The organism is Azospirillum brasilense (assembly GCF_001315015.1).
In the GTDB taxonomy this organism is placed as follows: domain Bacteria; phylum Pseudomonadota; class Alphaproteobacteria; order Azospirillales; family Azospirillaceae; genus Azospirillum; species Azospirillum brasilense.
This window is the reverse complement of the sequence record NZ_CP012915.1, coordinates 1,481,916-1,500,805: the sequence shown is the minus strand read 5'-3', so window position 1 is coordinate 1,500,805 and position 18,890 is coordinate 1,481,916. Positions and strand designations below refer to the sequence as shown.

General features: G+C 68.5%; 14 protein-coding genes. 5 read left to right on the top strand and 9 right to left on the bottom strand.

All coding sequences use genetic code 11. The features are described from left to right. Nucleotides 1–78 precede the first annotated feature (78 nt). Together AMK58_RS20535 and AMK58_RS20530 are read right to left on the bottom strand one after the other, a co-directional pair. Nucleotides 79–2,445, bottom strand: a complete 2,367-nt coding sequence (locus AMK58_RS20535) for a GumC family protein (RefSeq protein ID WP_167555922.1) — start codon at nt 2,443–2,445, stop codon at nt 79–81. A 3-nt stretch (nt 2,446–2,448) separates the two neighbouring features. Continuing rightward, entirely contained in the window at nt 2,449–3,141 is a 693-nt protein-coding gene (locus tag AMK58_RS20530) for a WecB/TagA/CpsF family glycosyltransferase (RefSeq protein ID WP_079292175.1), read from the bottom strand. Between the two features lie 569 nt (nt 3,142–3,710). On the opposite strand from AMK58_RS20530, the gene AMK58_RS20525 reads away from it, so the two are divergent. Continuing rightward, on the top strand, nt 3,711–5,990 hold the full coding sequence (locus tag AMK58_RS20525) for a helicase-related protein (RefSeq protein WP_059399354.1): 2,280 nt from the start codon (nt 3,711–3,713) through the stop codon (nt 5,988–5,990). A 148-nt stretch (nt 5,991–6,138) separates the two neighbouring features. Here the strand turns inward: AMK58_RS20525 and gpmA are convergent, their stop codons facing one another. After that, nucleotides 6,139–6,900 carry a 2,3-diphosphoglycerate-dependent phosphoglycerate mutase gene (gene gpmA, locus AMK58_RS20520; protein ID WP_035678242.1) on the bottom strand — a complete coding sequence of 254 codons (762 nt, stop codon included), beginning with the start codon at nt 6,898–6,900 and terminating at the stop codon, nt 6,139–6,141. 223 nt (nt 6,901–7,123) lie between these two features. On the opposite strand from gpmA, the gene AMK58_RS20515 reads away from it, so the two are divergent. After that, nucleotides 7,124–7,402, top strand: coding sequence for a MarR family transcriptional regulator (locus AMK58_RS20515; RefSeq protein WP_236778250.1), 279 nt, complete (start codon nt 7,124–7,126; stop codon nt 7,400–7,402). Nucleotides 7,403–7,414: 12 nt separating this feature from the next. Further along, on the top strand, nt 7,415–7,756 hold the full coding sequence (locus AMK58_RS20510) for a hypothetical protein (protein ID WP_035678243.1): 342 nt from the start codon (nt 7,415–7,417) through the stop codon (nt 7,754–7,756). 15 nt (nt 7,757–7,771) lie between these two features. On the opposite strand, the gene AMK58_RS20505 is transcribed toward AMK58_RS20510, so the two are convergent. Together AMK58_RS20505 and glgX are read right to left on the bottom strand one after the other, a co-directional pair. After that, the gene (locus AMK58_RS20505; RefSeq protein WP_059399353.1) at nt 7,772–7,969 is read right to left on the bottom strand and encodes a Nif11-like leader peptide family natural product precursor; all 198 of its coding nucleotides are present in this window, start codon (nt 7,967–7,969) and stop codon (nt 7,772–7,774) included. 184 nt (nt 7,970–8,153) lie between these two features. Continuing rightward, entirely contained in the window at nt 8,154–10,439 is a 2,286-nt protein-coding gene (glgX, locus tag AMK58_RS20500) for a glycogen debranching protein GlgX (protein WP_059399352.1), read from the bottom strand. A gap of 570 nt (nt 10,440–11,009) precedes the next feature. On the opposite strand from glgX, the gene AMK58_RS20495 reads away from it, so the two are divergent. Further along, a complete protein-coding gene (locus AMK58_RS20495; RefSeq protein WP_059399351.1) occupies nt 11,010–13,163 on the top strand; it encodes a hybrid sensor histidine kinase/response regulator in 2,154 nt (717 codons plus the stop codon). A 112-nt stretch (nt 13,164–13,275) separates the two neighbouring features. Then, entirely contained in the window at nt 13,276–14,568 is a 1,293-nt protein-coding gene (locus AMK58_RS20490; RefSeq protein ID WP_035678251.1) for a pentapeptide repeat-containing protein, read from the top strand. 57 nt (nt 14,569–14,625) lie between these two features. On the opposite strand, the gene AMK58_RS20485 is transcribed toward AMK58_RS20490, so the two are convergent. The 4 genes from AMK58_RS20485 to AMK58_RS20470 are packed head-to-tail and all read right to left on the bottom strand — an operon-like array spanning nt 14,626 to nt 18,802. Then, a complete protein-coding gene (locus tag AMK58_RS20485) occupies nt 14,626–15,426 on the bottom strand; it encodes a MetQ/NlpA family ABC transporter substrate-binding protein (protein WP_051140568.1) in 801 nt (266 codons plus the stop codon). A gap of 10 nt (nt 15,427–15,436) precedes the next feature. Then, the gene (locus AMK58_RS20480) at nt 15,437–16,105 is read right to left on the bottom strand and encodes a methionine ABC transporter permease (protein WP_104675398.1); all 669 of its coding nucleotides are present in this window, start codon (nt 16,103–16,105) and stop codon (nt 15,437–15,439) included. Further along, the gene (locus AMK58_RS20475) at nt 16,071–17,135 is read right to left on the bottom strand and encodes a methionine ABC transporter ATP-binding protein (protein ID WP_035678254.1); all 1,065 of its coding nucleotides are present in this window, start codon (nt 17,133–17,135) and stop codon (nt 16,071–16,073) included. Before AMK58_RS20475 ends, AMK58_RS20480 begins: the two co-directional genes overlap by 35 nt. After that, on the bottom strand, nt 17,132–18,802 hold the full coding sequence (locus tag AMK58_RS20470) for an acyl-CoA synthetase (protein WP_035678256.1): 1,671 nt from the start codon (nt 18,800–18,802) through the stop codon (nt 17,132–17,134). The genes AMK58_RS20475 and AMK58_RS20470 overlap by 4 nt, the downstream gene beginning before the upstream one ends. Nucleotides 18,803–18,890: the final 88 nt, after the last annotated feature.

Below are 18,890 nucleotides of genomic sequence, written 5' to 3'. Positions count from 1 at the left end.
ACCCCCTCACCGGCCCTCCGGGCCACCCTCTCCCCGGAGGGGAGAGGGCTATGCGGGCAGAGGTGAAAGAGACGTCGCTTACGGCGCGGCGCGCAGGGTCTGGTCGCCGTAGTATTTCCGCGTGGCGACGTAGCTGTTGTACGGACCCTGGTAGCCCTTGCTGGCGGCCTTCTTCAGGTTCACGTCGGTCATCACGCAGACGAACTTGCTGTGGTCGATCGGACCCAGGTCGGCCACCGCGTCCAGGTCGCTCGCCGTGGTGTGGCCCCAGCGGGTGACGAAGAGAACCTTGGAGGCAGCGCCGCAGACGATGCGGGCGTCCGACACGGCCAGCGCCGGGGCGGTGTCGAACACCACCAGATCGAAGCTGGGCGACAGGCCGGCCATCAGCTGCACCAGGCTGTCGACGTTGAAGCGGTCCAGCGTCATCGGGTTCAGCTTGCCCGCCGGAACCATGGCGAAGGGCACGTCGTCGGAGGTGTGGACGATCTCGTCCAGCGTGGCGTCACCGGCGATCCAGTCCGACAGGCCCTTCTTGGTGGACAGGTCGAACAGCCCTTCCATGCGGGAGCGGCGGAAGTCGGTGTCCACCACCACCACCCGGCGGCCGGCCTGGCTGGCGACCTGGGCGACGGCGAGCGTCAGCGAGGTCTTGCCGTCCTGCGGGCGGGCCGAGGTCACCGCCAGCGCACCGACCGGACCGAGATCCGACAGATGGTTGCGGAACAGGGCGCGCAGGGATTCGCTGAACAGCGAGAAGGGGTGGCGCTGGAAGATCTTGTAGAGCCGGCCCTTGGCCCCGCGGTCGCTGTGGTGCGGCACGATGTGGACGGTGCCGACGCCCAGGATGCGGCGCACGGCGTCCGGGGTGTGGATGCGGCGCTGGAGAAGCTCCAGACCGAAGACGCTGAAGATGGCCAACGCGAGGGCGGCGACGAAGCCGGCCAGCAGCAGCAGGATGCGGAAGGGACCCGACGGCTCGTGCGGCACCTGCGGCGCGGAGACCAGCTTGACGGCGGCCGGGAAGGCGCGGCTGTCCTTCTGGGCCTCGACCTCTTCCAGACGGCCCAGCAGGCTGTCGAGAAGCTGGCGCTTGGCGGTCGCCTCGGACTCCAGGGTGCGCAGCGGGATGGCCTGCTCCTGCATGGTGGCGTAGCTGCCTTCCATGCGGGTGATCATGGAGCGGAGCGCGGTCTCCTGCTCGACCGCGACCTGGGCGGCTTCGCGGACGCCGTTGATCTCGCGGCGGATTTCCTGCTGGAGCGAGGAGTTGGCCTCGTTCAGGCGGCCCTGGAGCTCGACGATGCGCGGGTGCTTCGGACCGTACTGGCGGGAGAGCTGGGCCATTTCCGTGGAGATGGCGGCGACCGTGGCGCGGAGCTGGGCGACGACCGGGGAGGCGATGCTCCCGCCGATGGCGTTCCAGTTGCCGGCCTTCAGGTTGCGCTCCAGCGTGTCGGCCTGGGCGACCGAGCGGGCGCGGATGGCCGAGGCCTCGCTCAGGCGCAGGCGGGTCTGCTCAAGCTCGTTCTGCGCCATCAGGCCGGTGCCGCCCTTCAGCAGGCCGCCCTTGACGCGCGCCTCCTCGACCTTGGAGTCGGCCTCGGCAACCTCGCGGCGGAGCAGGACGATGCGGTCCTGCAGCCAGGAGATCGCGCTGGTCGACAGGTCGCGGTCCATCTGCTGACGGGTTTCCATGTACCGGCGGACGATGCCGTCCACCACGTCGCGGCTCAGCTGCGGTTCCTTGGAGGTGAAGCGCACCTGGATCACGCGCGACCGGCCGACGATGGCGACGTCCAGCTTGCGGTGGATGCGCGCGATGATCTGGTCGTTGCCCAGCGCCGCGTGCGCCTCGCGCGCCCGGATGTCCTGCGCCACCTCGTCGCCGTGGCTCAGCAGCCAGGCGACCGGGGCCGGCGGGGCGCCGTCCCAGAAGCGGTCGGCGAGACCGCGGCCGTAGGCCACCGCGCGCTCGACGAGCGGGAGCGTCTCGTCCTCCTGCGCCGGTGGGTTGAATTCGGGATGCTGGGCGAGCTGGAGATCGTTCACCACCTGGTTCAGCACCTGCGGCGATTTCAGGATCTCGATCTCGCTCAGGATGGCGGCGTCCTCGGTGGGGATCGCGCCGACCACCTGCTCGACCTCGCGGACGACGCGGACCTGCCGGTTGTCGACCAGCAGAAGGGCTTCGGAGGTGTACTGGTCCTTGAGCGTGGAGACGCCCAGGGCCGACAGGCCGGTCAGCACCACCACGATGGCCGCGATCAGCCACTTGTGGCTGCCCAGCACGCGCAGGATGAAGCGGAAGTCGGGACCCATGGACGGGGTCTGGGATTCGAACTCGCTGCGCCGGGACGGGCCGGGGGCGGCGGGCCATGCCGGAACCGGAGCCGGTGGACCGCCGTGGTGGCCGCCATGATTGACTTGGGGCAGATTTTCCACGTCTCAAAGCTCCTTATGCATGGGCGCTGGTGCGGGGGCGCTGGACGAACGCATGGCGGCACGGCGCATAAGCATGACGGTGTGGGCGAAGCCGAAAGCGCCGACGCAATAGCGGCGAAACAGACGGCGGGGCTCCTGGACCAACCGGAACGCCCATTCCAGCCCGATGCGCTGGACGGCGGCGGGGGCCCGGGTGAAGCGCCCGGCGAGGAAATCGATGATGGCGCCGCCGTTGACGATCAGCACCTTATGATCCAGCGCGCGCTTGAGCTGCACCGCGACCTCCTCCTGGCGGGGCATGCCCATGGCCAGGATGATGACGTCGGGCTCAATCTCCCGCGCACGGGCGATGTAATGCTCCACGGAATGGAACCCGTGCTGGGCATCGACATAGTCGTGCGGGGTCCGCTCCTTCAGCCGCTCAATCCCCTCGTCCAGCCAGGGCGCCGCGGTGCCGTAGACGGCGACCCGCCGTGGCGACAGGTGGCGGAGGAGAAGCGGGATGAAGTCGGTGCCGTTCATGTTCAGCCCGACCGGCTGGTCGAGCCACGGCAGGGCCGTCTCCAGCGCCACCCCGTCCCGCAACAGGACGTCGGAGGCGCGGAAGGCCGACCACGCGGCGGAGGACCCCGCGCAGAGGTTCACGCCGTGAGCGTTGAGGAACGACAGGATGGTCGGTCGCTCGACGGCTGACAATGTCTTTATCAATGCATGGCGCTCGTCCTCGCAAGAAATACACCGTATTCTCTCGATCAGTGCCAGGACGTCACGAGGGGTCGGCATGCACATCTCCTAACCAAATCTGCGAAGCGACGACGGTTACGTTGTCTCTGGAACGATGATGCCCGACGGTTTGCGGTGCAGTAAGACGATATTGCTTGCTAACACTTTCGATTGGTGGCAGCCGGTGAAACCGTTACCGGGTACCCCTTTCGACACGACCGCCGGACAACAGGGAATGATGTGGCTGGCACCGCCCCTTTTTCGCAGCGGTGGGATGGGAGAGGGGAAAGTTCAGGCGAATTAGCCCGGCCACGCCGGGGGAACCCCTGAATCGGCTTGCCCTATCCTATGGCTCCGACCATATAGGTACGCCCGTGGGGTGCCGGTGTGCAGAATAGGGGGTGGGCGTCCGCCCCGCAGCGCGGCACTGTTCGAGATCCGGCGAAGCCCCTCAAGACCGCCAGCCCCAGCCAGCCCGCCAACCAGCCCCTTGAATTCTCAGGCCGATCTCTCCGGGGCCGGCGATGGAAGAAGACCAGTTCATGAGCAACGACGAGACCACGCCCCGCCAAGCCGGCACCGCTGACGAGTTCGACCGCCGCGACGCGCTGCGCGCCATCGCCGCGGTGGTGCGCGGCGACGGGATCGAGGTGGACGCCGACAGCACTCCGGCCCGCTGGTCGGTCGCCGTCGTCCACGAGGTGGTCGTACCCGGAACCGACCGGAAGCTGAAGCTGAGGTTCCGTGTGGCGCTCGGCCCGCTGCCCGACATCGAGGCGGAGCTCTGGGGCCTGATGACCGCGGAGGAGGGCTTCGGCCGTCCCCAGGCCAAGGCGCTGGGCAAGCGGGTCAAGGCGGCCTGCCTGTCCTCCGCCGCCATCGAGAAGGCGCGCGGGCGGGTGGACGGCTGGTTCGCCTCCATGGCCCAACGCGCCAACGGCTTCGGTGAGGCGTGGCGGCCCAAGGGCTTCGCCGACGAGTTGGGCCGGGTGATCGGCTTCGGCGGGCGCATTCCGCGCCTGCAGACCCTGCTGGACGCGCTGGAGGAGGCCTTCTCCACCGCCGCCGCCCGCGCCGGCCTGAAGGTCCGGCGGGAGCGGCTGGAGAACGCTTCCGGCCTCGGCGTCTATCTCGACAGCTTCGCCACGGCCCGCGCCATGGTGCGCAAGCTGCGGCTGTTCGTCGGCCCGACCAACTCCGGCAAGACCCACGCCGCCATGGACCGGCTGGCCGAGGCGCCGAGCGGCTGCTACCTCGCCCCGCTGCGCCTGCTGGCGCTGGAAGGGCAGGAGGCGCTGGAGACGCGCGGACGGGCCTGCAGTCTGGTGACCGGCGAGGAGCGCGACGTGCGGGCCGGCGCCTCCTTCACCTCCTCGACCATCGAGATGGTCAACACCTCGAAGGTCTGGGGCGCCTGCGTCATCGACGAGATCCAGATGATCGGCGACCCCGACCGCGGTTGGGCCTGGACCCAGGCGGTGGCCGGCGTGGCCGCCCCGGAAATCCTGATGACCGGCTCCGCTGACGCCATCCCCTACGTGCAGCGCCTTGCCACGGCGCTGGGAGAGGAGCTGGAGGTCGTGGAGTTCACCCGCAAGTCGCCGCTGCGCGTGCAGGAGGAGCGGGTGCCGCTGGAGAATGTGCGCCGCGGCGACGCGGTGATCGCCTTCTCGCGCAAGGACGTGATGGGGCTGCGGCGCGAGCTTCTGGCCCGCGACCACACGGTGGCGGTGATCTACGGCGCCCTGTCGCCGGAGGTGCGGCGGGCCGAGGCGCGGCGTTTCCGCGACGGCACGGCGGATGTGCTTGTGGCGACCGACGCCATCGGCATGGGACTGAACCTGCCGGTCGCCCGCGTCGTCCTGTCGACCACCCGCAAGTATGACGGGCGGGAGGAGCGCGACCTGAACTCCTCGGAAATCCGCCAGATCGGCGGGCGGGCCGGGCGCTTCGGCATGCACGAGGAAGGCCGCGTCGCGGTGCTGGAGGGGGAGAACATCAACCCGGTGCGCCGGGCGCTGACCACCCCGCCGGTGCCGCCGGAGGACCCGCGGGCCTGGATCAGCCCCAACCTGACCCACGTCGAGGCCATCGCGCGGGAGCTGGACACCGACAGCCTCGCCAAGGTGCTGCGCACGGCGGGGCAGGAGCTGCTGCGCGCAAACCAGACCTTCCGCATGACCGACCTGGAGCAGCGCATCCAGGCCGCCACCGCGGTGGACCGGGCGAAGTTGCCGCTGGCGGAGCGCGACATGCTGGCGCGCTGCCCCATCGACGTGCGCGACCAGAACAACCTGCGCCTGCTGGCGCTGTGGGCGACCAACCAGGGCAAGGGGATCCGCAATTCCGCCCCCGACGCCGCCGAACGCTTCCACCACCGCGTCGGCACCGACGTGGAGCTGGAGAAGGCGGAACGCGCGGTGAAGGAGCTGACCGCCTACGCGTGGCTGGCCTACCGCTTCCCCGACGCCTATCCGGACATGGACCTGTGCCAGGAGCGCCGGGCCATGCTGAACGCCTTCATCGAGCGCACCCTGGCCGAACGCTCGCTGGCCCGCGCCTGCCCGGTCTGCGGCACGCGGCTGAAGGCCAACCACCGCTTCCGGGTCTGCGACAGCTGCTACGCCGGGAGGGTGGAGGAGCGCCAGGGCGAACGGCAAGGCGAGCGGCGCGGGCGCCGTCCGGACGGAGCGCGCGGCCCGCAGCCGCCGGCAAAGAGCGGCGCGGAGGGTGGTCACCCGCCGTTCCACCACCCGCTGCCGGGACGCAAGGGCGGCAAGGGCGGGGCGGGGCACCGCGGGCGACGCCCCGCGGGGGGATGAGTTCGTTCCCTCGCCCCTCTGGGGAGAGGGTGGCCCGAAGGGCCGGGTGAGGGGGTTGTGCGTGGCGGAGCGTCCGGCACAAGCGCAACCCCCTCACCCTAACCCTCTCCCCGGAGGGGAGAGGGAATGAAGGAAAGGGCTCATCGTATTACGCCGCCACGATTCCGCTTTGGCCAGCATCGTCCCGGCGGGGCCAGGTGATCTCCTCGGTTCCGCCGCCCTCGGTCAGGAAATAGCGGCGCAGCGGCACCAGATCGGCGCCCAGCTCGTAGACCAGCGGGCGGCTGGTGGGGATCTCGAACAGCGGAATGTCCTGGTCGGGCACCTTGTCGAGATGCTTGACGAGGCCGCGCAGGCTGTTGCCGTGGGCCGACACCAGCACCCGCGCGCCGAGCCGCAGGGCCGGGCAGATGCCCTCCTCCCAGAAGGGGATCACCCGGTCCGTGGTGTCCTTCAGGCTTTCGCCGCGGGGCAGATTCGCGCGGCCGATGCCGGCGTAGCGCCGGTCCGACACCGCCGAACACGGGTCCTCGGGCTCGACCGGCGGGGGTGGGACGTCCCAGCTCCGCCGCCACAGGAAGACCTGATCGGCGCCGTGGCGGGCCGCCGTCTCGGTCTTGTTCAGCCCCTGGAGCGCGCCGTAATGGCGCTCGTTCAGGCGCCAGTGCTTGTGCACCGGCAGCCACATCCTGTCCATCTCCTCCAGCACGATGTCGAGCGTCCTGATCGCCCGCTTCAGGACGGAGGTGAAGGCCACGTCGAAATCGAACCCGGCCTGCTTCAGGAGACCGGCGGCGTGACGGGTTTCGGCCACCCCCTGTTCGGTCAGATCGACGTCGGTCCAGCCGGTGAACAGATCCGAGCGGTTCCAGACGCTCTGACCGTGTCGCAGCAGCACGAGCCGATGCATGGGTCCCCTCCTCACGTGACGGTTGCTCCTTTGGGGAACGGGAGGGCGGGGGAAGGGTTCCGGCGGAGGCGACACAATTGGCACGGCTTTGTGTCAATTTCGAAACGCGCGCGACACATTCGGACAACAAAGGCGGGGTAACCTGCGGAGCAAGCGAAATTATCCGTCCGGCGCGTGTGCAACCGGACTGCGACGCCGAGCCAACTTGCGTTCCGAGGCCGCCATGCAGCATCATGACCTCCTCTCCAGGACCGTTTCGACCGATCGGGACATCACCCTGGAGGCGCTTCGTGTGTTCACCTATCTGAGCCGGCGGCTCCATTTCGACCGTCCCGTGCCGGTGCTCCAGTCCGAATTGGCTGATGCGCTCGGCATGCAGCGGCCCAACGTCAACCGGGCCATCAAGCTGCTGGAGACCAAGCAGATCCTTCTGCGGGACTCCAAACTGGGGCGTGCGATCACGTTCCGGTTGAACCCGGAGCTGGAGGGCGGCCGGGCCTGAAACTGGTCCGGAATGATTTTCGAAACGCGTCACCTTGTCTTCACGAACTCGGCCCTCAAGAAAGCCTTCGGCTGGTACCAGAAGGTGCCGAATCAGACCGATCTTCCCTTGGGGCTGATCGCCTCCGTCGTTCCCAAATCGGACGGAGGCGTGGTGGTCATGGTGCAGCAGGGGGCCGCAAAGGTGCGGGACGTCGCCTTCATGCCCAGCAAGACGCTCGGCATCCTCCTGCTCTTCTGCCGCCGCCAGAAAATTCCCATTCCGCGCGACGCCGACAAGGACATCTTTCCGTCCGACGACGGGATCATGCTGACGATCCGCGGCAGTTGCAGCACCACCGCGCCGCCGCCGTGATCGCCTTTGGCTGAATCAATCGGCTCCGCAGCCGGCGGGCTGGGCCACGGCCAGGGGAATGTCCGCCTCGGTGAAGCAGTAGCCGTGACCGGCGGCGAAATCCACCAGATCGCCCAGGGTCAGCAGACCGCGCGACGCCCGGCGCAGCGCCGCGCGCAGGGCCGGGTCGGCCTCGACCGCGACCAGGAATCGGATATAGTCGCCATGACACATGCCCAGACCTCCTGATGTCGTTGCGGCGTTGCAGACACAAGCAATGGCGCGATGCGGATAGTCCGCCACCTTAATATCGTCTATTTGCCTAAAATTGTATATAAAACAATGAAGGACGATGCGGCGTCCTGCCGCACCGGCCTTCATTCCTGGCCTGCTTGCCTGGCCTGCTTGGACTTGGCGATCAGTCGCCCGGCTGATGCACCGTCTCGGCGGGGCTGGAGCCCGACGCGATGCTGTCCGGCGTGATTGCCGCGACCGGCTCGCCTGGCCCGGACGCGGCGCGCAGAGCCCGCGCGGCGGCCTTCAGCCCGATGTCGGAGCGGCGGTCAGGCATCAACTCGAACAGCAGCAGGGAGCGCCCGTTGACCGGGATCTCGTCACCGGTCTGGGCGGTGGCGACTTCCAGACGGTCGGGCTCCGTGGTGTCCACCAGGGTCAGCCAGCGGCTGCCGCCGGCGACCTCCGGCAGCTTGAAGGGCACCACGTCGTGGTAGGCGTTGATGATGAGCAGCAGTGTGGCGTCGGATGCCGCCTTCTTGATGCCGGTTGCCTGCGCCCGCCCGTCCAGCAGCATGCCCAGGCAGCGCGCCATGGGATCCTGCCACTGCTCGGTCGTCTTCTCCTCTCCGGCGGGGGTGATCCAGGTGAGATCCTTCACCTCCAGGTCGGGGTTGTAGGCGCCGGTGAAGAAGCGTCCGCGGCGCAGCAGCGGGTGGCTTTGCCGCAGCCCGATCAGATGACGGACGAAGTCGGTCAGCGCCCAGCCCTCGTCGCTGACGCCCTCCCAGTCGATCCAGCTGATCTCGTTGTCCTGGCAATAGGCGTTGTTGTTGCCGTTCTGGCTGCGGGCGAACTCGTCGCCGGCCAGGATCATCGGCGTGCCCTGGGAGAGCAGCAGCGTCGCCAGCAGGTTGCGCATCTGGCGGAAGCGCAGGGCGTTGATCTCCGGATCGTCGGTCGCCCCCTCCGCCCCGTGGTTCCAGGAGATGTTGTGGGAATGGCCGTCGCGGTTGTCCTCGCCGTTCGCATCGTTGTGCTTGTCGTTGTAGGAAACGAGGTCGTGCAGCGTGAAGCCGTCATGGGCGGTGACGAAGTTGACGCTGGCCCAGGGTTTACGCCCACGCCGGTTGAACACGTCCGCCGAGGCGGCCATGCGGGTCGCCAGTTCGGGCAGCTTGCCCTCGTCGCCCTTCCAGTAGGAGCGCACGGTGTCGCGGAACTTGTCGTTCCACTCCGCCCAGCCCGGCGGGAAGCCGCCGACCTGATAGCCGCCGGGGCCGCAGTCCCACGGCTCGGCGATCAGCTTGACGCGCGACAGCACCGGGTCCTGGCGGCAGGCGTCGAGGAAGCCGCCGCTGTGGTCGAAGCCGTAGGTCTCCCGCGCCAGGATGGTGGCGAGGTCGAAGCGGAAGCCGTCCACATGCATCTCGGTCACCCAGTAGCGCAGGGAATCGGTGACCATCTGAAGGACGCGCGAATGCACGAGGTTCAGCGTGTTGCCCGTGCCGGTGTCGTTGATGTAGTAGCGCGGGTCCGGTGCCAGCCGGTAGTAGGAGGCATTGTCGATGCCCTTGAAGGACAGCGTCGGCCCCATCTCGTTGCCTTCGGCGGTGTGGTTGTAGACGACGTCGAGGATCACCTCGATCCCGGCGTCGTGCAGGCGGGCGACCATCTCCTTGAACTCGTGGATCGCGCCGGTCGCCATGTAACGCGGGTCGGGCGCGAAGAAGGAGATGCTGTTGTAGCCCCAGTAGTTACGCAGCCCCTTTTCCAGCAGGTAGCGGTCGTCCACGAAGGCGTGGACCGGCAGAAGCTCCACCGCCGTGACGCCCAGCGAGCGGATGTACTCCACCACCTCCTGCTGGGCGAGGCCGGCGAAGGTGCCGCGGTACTGCGGCGGCACCGCCGGGTGCCGCATGGTGTAGCCGCGCACGTGGGTCTCGTAGAAGATCGACTTCTCCCAGGGGATCGCCGGGTGGCGGTCGTGGCCCCAGGTGAAGGCCGGGTCAATCACCACGCATTTCGGCATGCCGGGGGCGCTGTCGCGCCGGTCGAAGGACAGGTCGCCACGCGGCGAGCCGACGCGGTAACCGAAATGCGCGTCCGACCAGCGCAGCGGTCCGACCATATGCTTGGCGTAGGGGTCGAGCAGCAGCTTGTTCGGGTTGAAGCGGTGCCCCGCCTTGGGCTCGTACGGCCCGTGCACGCGGTAGCCGTAGACGGTGCCCGGCCGGGCGTCCGGCAGATAGCCGTGCCACACCTCGTCGGTGTATTCGGGCAGCTCGATCCGTTCCAACTCGCGGCGTCCGTCCTGGTCGAACAGGCACAGCTCCACCTTGGTGGCGTTGGCGGAAAACAGCGCGAAGTTGACGCCCAGCCCGTCCCATGTGGCGCCGAGCGGGTAGGGCAGACCCTCCCGGATGCGGGACTGGCGGAAAACCTTGGGAGCGAACGGCGGCTTCTTCACGGTTGAACCTCAGTGTGGGCGCGTTGCGGCATGAAGCAGCACAGGAACGCGCAAGCCGCCCCGGTGATCCCGCCATCGGCGCAATTTCCGATGTTTGCTGACGCTTCAACTCCTGGCCGAACCAATTCGTGCAACCTCACCCAAAGAGTGGGTTCGGTATGAGCATGGTCATAGTCGTCATGGCGGGTCGCGCCGATAACTATCGCGTGCTATCATCGGTTCCTGGCAATAAAGGCAAATAAACTTCTGGGGGATGTTCGGGAGTTTTCCGACAAAAGGCCAAGGAAGCGGGTGTAACGCAAATGACAACTTTCGCTGTGCCGCGCCGTCACCGCTTCTTTCGTTCTGAAGACGTGGCGAGTTCAACGATCGGCAGGCCCGAAGACCAATCCTCTCCGGCCTTTGCGACTCAAGAGCGATTTCCTATCCGACAATCCGCGGACCATTGAGACCGCTCTCCATACATCGGTCATCGCCCCAGGCGCCGACTTCGCCGGTGCCCGGCGGCATCGTGCATTCGGCGGACCGCCGCCGCCGCTCCCGAACCGCCTCACCAAGACATCCCCGCCCATGATCCGGCTTTCGGTCAACACCTTGCTCAACTTCCATCCGAAGGCCATCCTGGCGGCCATCGTCCTGGCGATGACCTTGCTGGGCGGCACGGCCTGGGGTGCGCTGTCGCTGGTCGATTACGTCAACACGCTCGACCGGGCGGAACGCGGCAGCCGGCAGGCCGCGGCCTTTCTGGAAGGGCACGCCGACGCGGTGCTGGATGGCGGAGCCGCCGCTCTGGCGCGGGTGGCCGACCGGCTGGAGGAGGGCGGGTTCGCATCGCTTCCCGACAAGGTCCCGAGCGAGGCGCTGGTGGCGTCGCGGTTCGGTGTGTTGTCCATCCTGGACGCCGACGGCCGGACGGTGTTCGGCCCTTCCATCGAACCGGACAGCGGCCCCGCCAGCCTGCTCCAGGGGGCGGGAGGCGTCGTGGAGCTTCTGCACGGTCAGGTGGATGGGCGGGACTCCATCCTGATGGTCCGCCGCATCTCGGGGCACGGGGGCATCCCGGAGGGTGCGGTCCTGCTGGCGCTTCCCTCTTCCAGCCTGCACACGGTTCTCGATGTCTTCAGCGACGGGCGGCACAGCGTCGCCGGCCTGTTCCGCTTGGACGGAACGCGGCTGGCCGGCATTGGAGGCAGTGGGAAGGGCGGCACCGGAATCGGTCCACTGCCCACGCTGGAACCGGGGGTGGAGAGCGGCGAGCGCGACTGGACCGTTGGTGGAGAAGGCGTGGTCATCGGCCTGAAGCGGATGCGCGACTTTCCGGCGGTTGCGGCGGTCGCCCTGCCGCGGGCCGTCGTTCTGGAGCCGTGGAGCAGCCGCCTCCAGCACGGCTTCATGATGGTCGGCGTCAGCGTCGTCGCGCTGTTCGGGCTGGCCGCCCTCGGCTGGACCAGCCTGCGGCGCGAGGCGGCGGCCCGCGACGCCCTGCGCGACGCCAACGCCCGGCTGGAGCAACGGGTGGAGGAGCGCACCGCCGACCTGCGCTCCCTGAACCAGAAGCTCGTCCGCGCCCTGGCCGAGAAGGAACGCGCCAATCAAGCCAAGGCCCGCTTCCTGTCGGCGGCCAACCACGACCTGCGCCAGCCCTTCCAGGCGCTGCGCCTGTTCCATCATCTGCTGATGGAGCGGCTGAAGGAGTCGCGCGAGCGATCCATCGCCGAGAAGATGGGCGAGGCGCTGGACAGCGGGGAAAAGCTGCTGCACGCGCTTCTGGAGGTCGCCACGCTCGACGCCGGGGTGGTCCGCCCGAACATCGCCGAGGTGTCCATCGCCACCGTTCTGGACGGTGTGGCCGCGGAGTTCCGGGGGCTGGCGGCGGACAAGCGCCTGGATTTGCGGGTGCGCGGCTGCGCCGCCATGGTGCGCACCGACGCCACATTGCTGACCCGGATGCTCGGCGATCTGCTGCGCAACGCCATCGCCTACACCCCGGCGGGCGGCGTCGTGGTCGGTTGCCGGCGGCGCGGCCAATGGCTGCGCATCGAGGTGTGGGACACCGGTCCGGGCATCGCGGCGGAGCATCTGGACGCCATTTTCGAAGACTTCGTGCAGTTGGGCAACCCGGAGCGCGACCGCCGCCGCGGCTTGGGATTGGGGCTGCCCAAGGTGCGCCGCAAGGCCGCGCTGCTGGGCCACGCGGTGGAGGTTCGCTCGCGGCCGGGCCAGGGCTCGGTCTTCTCCGTCATGGTCCCGCTGGCCGCCAGCGAATCGCGGACGGACGCGGCGGTCCCGGCTCCTGCCGGCCGGGCGGAGAATCCGGCGGCACGCCTGATCCTGATCGTGGAGGACGACCCGGTGCAGAGCGCCGGAATGCAACTCCTTCTGGAAAGTTGGGGACACGACGTTCTGGTGGCGGCGGATGGGCCGGCGGCTCTGGCGATGCTGCGCGCCGCGCCGCGCTGTCCGGACGTGATCCTGTCGGATTTCCGGTTGCCGGGACCGTTGACCGGGGCCGAGACGGTCACCCGAGCGGCGGAGCAGGAAGGGCGGCCCATTCCCGGCATCATTCTGACCGGCGACACCGGCCCCGAACGCATCCGCGAGGCGGTGGCCGCGGGGTGCCGCCTGCTGCATAAGCCCGTTACCCCCGACGTGCTGCGCGACGCGCTGAACGCCTTGGGAGCCGAGCCCGTGCCGGCGCGGCAAAGCCAGTCATCCGCGGCGTGAAGTCCGAACGACGCTTTCCCTGCCAGGAAAAGCATCCCATTGTGGGCTGCATTAATCATTCGTGAAGGCCGCGAAGGGTACTCTGAAACCGTGATCGGAGGCGAACACGGCCATGCAGCAGCGTCCTCTCACCCGCCTGGATCAGGTCCAACTCGACGCGGTGGTGCGTCGGCACGAGATGTTCCGGAACGCCCGCATCGGCGGGGCGCGGGCGACGTTGTCTTTTTTCGACCTGAACGGGCTGGACCTCACCGGGCGTGACCTCGCCCACGCCGATTTCGTCGGGGCCAGCTTGCGCGGCGCCAATCTGGGCGGGGCGCGCCTGGACTGCGCGTCGATGTTCGCCACCGACCTTCGCCTGGCCAATCTGGAGAACGCCAGCCTCATCAAGACCGATCTGCGCGGCGCCTGCCTGCGCGGGGCCATCCTGATCGGCGCCAACCTGTTCGAGGCCGACCTGCGCGACGGCTCGCTGGCGGAGAAGGACCGCGACGGCAGCCTGCGCATCATCCAGGTAGAGGATCGGCCGACCGAGGCGTCGGGGGCCGACCTGTCCGGCGCCAATCTGACCAACGCCCGGCTGTCCGGGGCCATGGCAATCCACACCGACTTCACCGACGCGCTGATGCGCGGGTGCAAGCTGGTCCGCGCGACCATGCGCGGGGCCAATTTCACCGGATCGAACCTGGAAGGGGCGGACCTGTCCGGGGCCGACCTGCGCGGCGCCTGCCTGCGCGGCGCGGTTCTGACCGGCGCCACCATGATCATGACCGAGTTGGCCGACGCCGACATGGAGGACGCCCTGACCGACGATCCGGTGGGCCGCGTCGTCGCCGAACTCGGGCGCCCGCTGGACGAGCTTCTGCACGAGCACATCCGCTGGGTCGGGTCCAGCGGGGCGGAGGGCACGGCGCTCGACCTGTCGGGCTTCGACCTGCGGCACGCCCCGTCGCTGGCCCACACCTGCCTGACCATGCTGCGGGCGGTCGGGGCGACTCTGTACGGCCTGGACCTGACCAGCGTGCAGCTTCAGGCCGCGGTGCTGGAGAAGGGCGACCTGCGCCTCGCCAAGCTGATCAACGGCGACCTGCGCGGCGTGAACCTGCGCCTTGCCAAGCTGAACAACGCCGACCTGCGCAAGGCCAACCTGCGCCCGCTCTATTTCGACGAAAGGCGATCGATGGCTTCCGATCTGTCGGGCGCGCGGCTGCGCTACGCCGACCTTCGGGGTGCATGCCTGCGCGAGGTGAATTTCGCGGGCGCCGACCTGTCCTTCGCCAATCTGTCCGGCTGCGACCTGACGAACACGGACCTGACCAACGCCCGCATGTTCGGGGCGAAGCTGGAGCGCCGCGCCCTTTCCGACGGGGCAATTCTCGACGGTGTGGCGGGGCTCAAGCTTTAAGGAAAAAGGCCCTTCCTCCGGCGGGAGGAAGGGCCTTTCTTGCGGAACCGGCGGCGATTACCAGGCCGGAACCACGGCGCCCTTGAAGCGGTCGAGGATGAACTGCTTCACCTCGTCGCTCTGGTAGACCTTCACCAGAGTGGCGACCCACGGCTTGTCCTGGTCGACCTTGCGGACGGCGATGACGTTGGCGTAGGGGCTCTCGCTGGCTTCGCGGGCGATGGCGTCCTTGTTCGGGTCCAGGCCGGATTCCATGGCGAAGTTGGTGTTGATGACCGCCACGGTCACGTCGTCCAACGAGCGCGGGAGCTGAGCGGCGTCCAGCTCCAGGATCTGGAGCTTCTTCGGATTCTCGGAGATGTCGAGCGGCGAGGCCTTCAGGCCGGCGCTCTCCTTCACCTTGAGCAGCCCCTTGGCCTGGAGCAGCAGCAGCGCGCGGCCGCCGTTGGTCGGGTCGTTGGGGATGGAGACCTTGGCGCCGTCGGGCAGCTCGTCCAGGCTCTTGACCTTCTTCGAGTAGACGCCCATCGGGAAGATCACCGTCTTGGCGACGCTGACCAGCTCATAGCCGCGGTCCTTCACCTGGTTGTCCAGGTAGGGCTGGTGCTGGAAGGAGTTGGCGTTCAGGTCGCCCTGCGACAGCGCCTGGTTCGGGATGACGTAGTCGGAGAACTCCAGAACCGTCAGGTCGAGGCCCTCCTTGGCGGCCAGCGGCTTGACCTTCTCCAGGATCTGGCCGTGCGGGCCGGGGGTGACGCCGATCTTCAGGGCTTCGGCCGACGCGCCGACGGCGGTCGCCAGGGTCGCGATGCCGGCCACCAGACCAAAGGCCGCGCCGAGCACACGGGTACGGAACATCTCCAACTCCTCAGGACTTCAGGTTGCGTTTGTTGACGCGGCGGGCGATCCAGTCGCCCGTCGATTGAACGATCTGCACCAGCACGATCAGCACGATGACCACGGCCAGCATCACTTCCGGCAGGAAGCGCTGGTAGCCGTAGCGGATGCCGAGGTCGCCCAGGCCGCCGCCGCCGACCGCGCCGACCATGGCCGAATAGCCGATCAGGCTGACCACCGACAGGGTCAGGCCCAGCGCGATGGCGGGCATCGCCTCCGGCAGCAGGACCTTGCGGATGATCTGGAAGGGCGTGGCGCCCATGGACTGCGCCGCCTCGATCAGGCCGCGGTCGACCTCGCGCACGGCGCCCTCGACGATGCGGGCGATGAAGGGCACGGCGGCGACCGTCAGCGGCACGATGGCCGCGGCGGTGCCGATGGAGGTGCCGGCGATCAGCCGGGTGAAGGGGATGATCGCCACCACCAGGATGATGAAGGGGGTGGAGCGCGTCATGTTCACCAGCACGCCGGCGACCCGGTTGAAGGCGAGATTCTGCAGCAGCTCCCCCCGGCCGGTGACGGCCAGGAGCACGCCCAGCGGAAGACCCAGCGCCGTGCCCAGAAGGCCCGACACCGCCACCATGTAGAGCGTGTCGAGAAGCGCCTTAAACAGCAGCGCGTAGATTTCCGGGGACAGCATGACCGAGCACCTCGACACCGAGCTTGTTGACGTTCAGGAGGCTGATGGCCGCCTCGATGGACTGCGGGTTGCCGATGGCCTCCACCACCAGCGTTCCGAAGGGCGCGCCCTGGATCTCGTCGATCTGGCCGTGCCAGATGTTCAGGTCCAGGTTCAGCTTGCGGCTGATCGCGCTGATCACCGGGGAGGTCGCGCGCTCCCCCGTGAAGGTGATGCGCAGCACCATGTTCGACCCCGGCACCGGCGTGGCCGACAGGCGGGCGCGCAAGGACTCCGGGATGCCGCGGTTGATGACCGGATCGACAAAGGTCTTCGTCGTCTCGTGCTTCGGGTGCGCGAAGATATCGAAGACCGGCCCCTGCTCGATGATCCGCCCGTTCTCCATCACCGCCACCTTGTGGCAGATCTCCTTGATGACGGCGATCTCGTGGGTGATGAGGACGATGGTCAACCCCAGCCGCTTGTTGATGTCGGCCAGCAGGTGGAGGATCTGGGTCGTCGTTTCGGGGTCCAGCGCGGAGGTCGCCTCGTCCGACAGCAGCACCTTGGGCTTGCTGGCCAGCGCGCGGGCGATGCCGACGCGCTGCTTCTGCCCGCCCGACAGCTCCGCCGGGTAGCGGTCGCGCTTGTCGGTGAGGCCGACGAGGTCGAGCAGCGGCTCCACCGTCTCGCGGATCTGCGCCTTCGCCACCCCGGCCAGCTCCAGCGGCAGGGCGACGTTGTCGAACACCGTGCGCGAGGACAGCAGGTTGAAGTGCTGGAAGATCATGCCGATGCTGTGCCGCGCCGCGCGCAGCGCGCGCGGCGACAGGGCGGTGACGTCCACCCCGTCGACCAGCACGCGGCCCGACGTCGGCTTCTCCAGCAGGTTCACGGTGCGCAGCAGCGTGGATTTGCCGGCGCCCGAACGCCCGATGATGCCATAGATCTCGCCGCGCCCGATGGTCAGGTCGATGTCGGCGAGCGCCTGGACCGGCTGCCCGGTGCCGCGGGACGGGTAGGTTTTCTGAAGCTGTTCGAAGGTTATCATACGCTCTTGGCCTCCCGACGCGCGCCCAGATCGCGGGCGGCGTCGCGCAGGACGGTCTTCTGGATTTTACCGGTCGATGTCTTCGGCAGATCGCTGAACACGACGGTGCGGGGCACCTTGTAGTGCGCAATGCGGTCGCGGCACCATTGAATTATGTCGGACTCAGAGGGGCGCTCCGCGCCGGGCTTCACCGTGACGAAGGCGCAGGGGCTCTCGCCCCAACGGTCGTCAGGACGGGCGACCACGGCGGCCTCCAGAATGGCGGGATGCCGGTACAACGCCTCCTCCACCTCCAGGGACGAGATGTTCTCGCCTCCGGATATGATGATGTCCTTGCTGCGGTCCTTGACCTCGATATAGCCGTCGGGATGCAGCACGCCCAGGTCCCCGGTGCGGAACCAGCCGTCCTTCAGCGCCTCCTTCGTCGCCGCGGGGTTCTTCAGGTAGCCCTTCATCACCGTGTTGCCGCGCAATGCGATCTCGCCGATGGTCAGCGCGTCGGCAGGGACCGGCCGGCCGGTCTCGCGGTCGAGCACGGTGGCGTCCTCCACCGCGACATGGTTCACCCCCTGCCGCGCGAACTGCAGCGCCAGCCCGTCGGCGTCCAACGCCTCCCAGCCGTCCTGCGGGGCGCAGACGGTGGCCGGGCCGTAGCATTCGGTCAGCCCGTACATGTGCACCACCTCGAAGCCCAGCGCCGCCATGCCGGCGAGGACCGCGGAGGGCGGAGCGGCGCCGCCGGTGCCCACGATCACCGGGCGGGGCGTGCTCCGGCGGACCGTCTCCGGGGCGTGGATCAGCATGTTCAGCACGATCGGCGCGCCGCACAGATGGGTGACGCCCAACTCCGCGATGGCGTCGAAGATCGCCGCCGGCTCCACCCGGCGCAGGCAGACGTGGGTGCCGCCCGCGGCGGTGACCACCCAGCTGTAGGTCCAGCCGTTGCAATGGAACATCGGCAGCGTCCACAGGAAGACGCTCTCGGGCCGGACGTTCAGGGTGAAGGCGTTGCCCAGCGCGTTCAGATAGGCGCCGCGGTGGTGATAGACGACGCCCTTCGGGTTGCCGGTGGTGCCGCTGGTGTAGTTCAGCGCGATGGCCTGCCACTCGTCGTCCGGCCCGCGCCAGGGGGCGGGGTCGGCGGCGGCGAGGAAGTCCTCATACTCCACCGCACCCAGCGACGGTGCGTCGGGCACCTGATCGTCGGCGATCTCCACCACCGTGACGGGGCGTTCCGTCCGGGCGAGCGCGGCCTTGGCGACCGGCGACAGCTCGCGATCGACGATCAGGAGCGTCGTCTCGCTGTGGTCCAGGATGAAGGCGATGGCCGCGGCGTCCAGCCGCGTGTTCAGCGCGTTCAGGACCGCGCCGGCCAGCGGCACCGCGTAATGGGCCTCCAGCAGCGCCGGGACGTTGGGCGCCAGCACCGACACCGTGTCGCCGCGCCTCACCCCGGCTTGCAGCAGCGCCCCGGCGAAGCGCCGCACCCGGTCGTGGAACTCGGCGTAGGTGATGGTGCGGCGGCCGTGGCGGATGGCCGGCTTGTCCGGATAGACCTTCGCCGCGCGTTTCAGGAAGCTGAGCGGGCTGAGCGGGACGTGGTTCGCGGGGTCGGGGGCGAGGCCGCGGTCATAGATCGAGGCGGTGCGGCTGAACGGGCCGGTCATGACGGAGCTTCCTGAAAAGAATCACTTTCGCGATTCCCTCTCCCCTCTGGGGAGAGGGTTAGGGTGAGGGGGTTGCGCGTGGCGCACG